We start from the raw sequence: 3,197 nt of genomic DNA, 5'->3' as shown, positions 1-3,197 counted from the left end.
TCAAAGAGCTAGTACATTGAAAACTGAATATAATCCAAGCAAAAAACCGAGACAATCAAAGAGAACAGATTGCAAGGCGACCGAGAAGAGAATTCTTGAGTAAGGTCAAGTAGAAAAGGGCGCACGGTGAATGCCTAGGCACTAAAAGCCGATGAAGGACGTGACGAACTACGAAAAGCTTCGGGGAGCGGTAAGTACGCAGAGATCCGGAGATGTCCGAATGGGGGAACCCAATGCAGCGATGCATTATTGATTGATGAATAGATAGTCAATCAAAGGAATACGCAGTGAACTGAAACATCTAAGTAGCTGCAGGAAGAGAAAGAAAGATCGATTTCCTTAGTAGCGGCGAGCGAAGAGGAAAGAGCCCAAACCAAGTGATTTATCATTTGGGGTTGTAGGACTGCGACGTGGTAGCGTGAGTGATAGCAGAATTATCTGGGAAGGTAAGCCAGAGAGGGTGAGAGCCCCGTACGTGAAATTGCAAGCGCGCCTAGCAGAATCCTGAGTAGGCCGGGACACGAGGAATCCCGGTTGAAACCGCGAGGACCATCTCGCAAGGCTAAATACTAATTAGTGACCGATAGTGAACCAGTACCGTGAGGGAAAGGTGAAAAGAACCCCGGAAGGGGAGTGAAAGAGAACCTGAAACCGTGTGTCTACAAGTAGTCAAAGCACATTAAAGTGCAATGGCGTGCCTTTTGTAGAATGAACCGGCGAGTTACGTTATCTAGCGAGGTTAAGTCAGAAAAGACGGAGCCGGAGCGAAAGCGAGTCTGAAGAGGGCGAGAAGTTAGGTGACGTAGACCCGAAACCAAGTGACCTACCCATGACCAGGCTGAAGGCGTGGTAAAACGCGCTGGAGGGCCGAACCCACGTAAGTTAAAAATTGCGGGGATGAGTTGTGGGTAGCGGTGAAATTCCAAACGAACTTGGAGATAGCTGGTTCTCTCCGAAATAGCTTTAGGGCTAGCCTCGTGGAGAGGATAATGGAGGTAGAGCTCTGTTTGGACTAGGGGCCCGTCAGGGGTTACTGAATCCAGATAAACTACGAATTCCAGATATCTATACACGGGAGTCAGACTGCGAGTGATAAGATCCGTAGTCGAAAGGGAAACAGCCCAGATCACCAGTTAAGGTCCCCAAATCTATGCTAAGTGGAAAAGGATGTGGAGTTGCGTAGACAACTAGGACGTTGGCTCAGAAGCAGCCATCATTCAAAGAGTGCGTAATAGCTCACTAGTCGAGTGGCGCTGCGCCGAAAATTTACCGGGGCTAAGCATAGTACCGAAACTGTGGATGTACGTAAGTACGTGGTAGGAGAGCGTTCTAAGTGCGGCGAAGGTTAACCGAGAGGATAATTGGAGCGCTTAGAAGTGAGAATGCCGGTATGAGTAGCGAAAGATAGGTGAGAATCCTATCCGCCGAAAGACTAAGGTTTCCTGGGGCAGGCTCGTCCGCCCAGGGTAAGTCGGGACCTAAGGCAAGGCCGAGAGGCGTAGTCGATGGATAACAGGTAGAGATTCCTGTACTGTGTTCAATCGTTATGAGCAATGGAGGGACGCAGGAGGCGAAACACGCATCGCGATGGAACGATGTTCAAGCGACAAGTGCGGTTAAGAGTCAAATGCTTCTAACCAGCAACACGAGTCGTGATGAGGAGCGAAGTAAAAGTAGCGAAGGTGTGGTAGTCACACTGCCAAGAAAAGCTTCTAGCCAGAGAGAACATACCCGTACCGCAAACCGACACAGGTAGTCGAGTGGAGAACACTAAGGTGAGCGAGAGAACTCTCGTTAAGGAACTCGGCAAAATGACCCCGTAACTTCGGAAGAAGGGGTGCTGGCCATGAGAATGGTTAGCCGCAGTGAATAGGCCCAAACAACTGTTTATCAAAAACACAGGTCTCTGCAAAATCGTAAGATGACGTATAGAGGCTGACACCTGCCCGGTGCTGGAAGGTTAAGAGGAGAGCTTAGCGCAAGCGAAGGTTTGAATTGAAGCCCCAGTAAACGGCGGCCGTAACTATAACGGTCCTAAGGTAGCGAAATTCCTTGTCGGGTAAGTTCCGACCTGCACGAAAGGTGTAATGATTTGGGCACTGTCTCAACGAGAGACTCGGTGAAATTATAATACCCGTGAAGATGCGGGTTACCCGCGACAGGACGGAAAGACCCCATGGAGCTTCACTGTAGCTTGATATTGAGTATCTTTTAAACATGTACAGGATAGGTAGGAGCCAAGGAAGGCAGGACGCTAGTTTTGCTGGAGGCAATGTTGGGATACTACCCTTGTTTGAAGGATGCTCTAACCTCGACCTGTAAGCCAGGCCAGGGACAGTGTCAGGTGGGCAGTTTGACTGGGGCGGTCGCCTCCTAAAGTGTAACGGAGGCGCTCAAAGGTTCCCTCAGAATGGTTGGAAATCATTCGCAGAGTGTAAAGGTATAAGGGAGCTTGACTGCGAGAGAGACAACTCGAGCAGGTAGGAAACTAGGACTTAGTGATCTGGTGGTACCGTATGGAAGGGCCATCACTCAACGGATAAAAGCTACCCTGGGGATAACAGGCTTATCTCCCCCAAGAGTTCACATCGACGGGGAGGTTTGGCACCTCGATGTCGGCTCGTCGCATCCTGGGGCTGAAGTCGGTCCCAAGGGTTGGGCTGTTCGCCCATTAAAGCGGCACGCGAGCTGGGTTCAGAACGTCGTGAGACAGTTCGGTCCCTATCCGTCGTGGGCGTAGGAAATTTGAGAGGAGCTGTCCTTAGTACGAGAGGACCGGGATGGACGCACCGCTGGTGTACCAGTTGTTCCGCCAGGAGCATCGCTGGGTAGCTATGTGCGGAAGGGATAAGCGCTGAAAGCATCTAAGTGCGAAGCCCCCCTCAAGATGAGATTTCCTTTGCGTAAGCAGTAAGACACCTCAAAGACGATGAGGTAGATAGGCTGGGAGTGGAAGTTCTGTGAAGAATGGAGCGGACCAGTACTAATCAGTCGAGGACTTGACCAAAGGCCAAGCGATCTAGAGAAGGTTTTTTGCGAGAGATTATGTTTAGTTTTGAGTGTAAAAGCTCAAAAGAGTACGGTGGCGAAAGCAAGAAGGATACACCTGTTCCCATGCCGAACACAGAAGTTAAGCTTCTTAACGCCGAAAGTAGTTGGTGGGCAACTGCCTGCGAGGAAAGGAAGCTGCCGTGCTC

The 3,197-nt window shown here is 50.3% G+C and carries 2 rRNA genes; both read left to right on the top strand.

Features of this window, described 5'->3' with window-relative positions:
• The first annotated feature begins 103 nt into the window (after nucleotides 1-103).
• Nucleotides 104-3,007 (top strand): 23S ribosomal RNA (locus CP368_RS09505).
• 71 nt (nucleotides 3,008-3,078) lie between these two features.
• Nucleotides 3,079-3,195 (top strand): 5S ribosomal RNA (gene rrf, locus CP368_RS09500).
• Nucleotides 3,196-3,197: the final 2 nt, after the last annotated feature.

Origin of the sequence: Lactobacillus sp. UMNPBX17 (assembly GCF_002553735.1) — a bacterium.
Taxonomy (GTDB): domain Bacteria; phylum Bacillota; class Bacilli; order Lactobacillales; family Lactobacillaceae; genus Lactobacillus; species Lactobacillus gallinarum.
The sequence above is the reverse complement of the archived record's forward strand: the minus strand, read 5'-3'. Positions and strand labels throughout refer to the sequence as shown.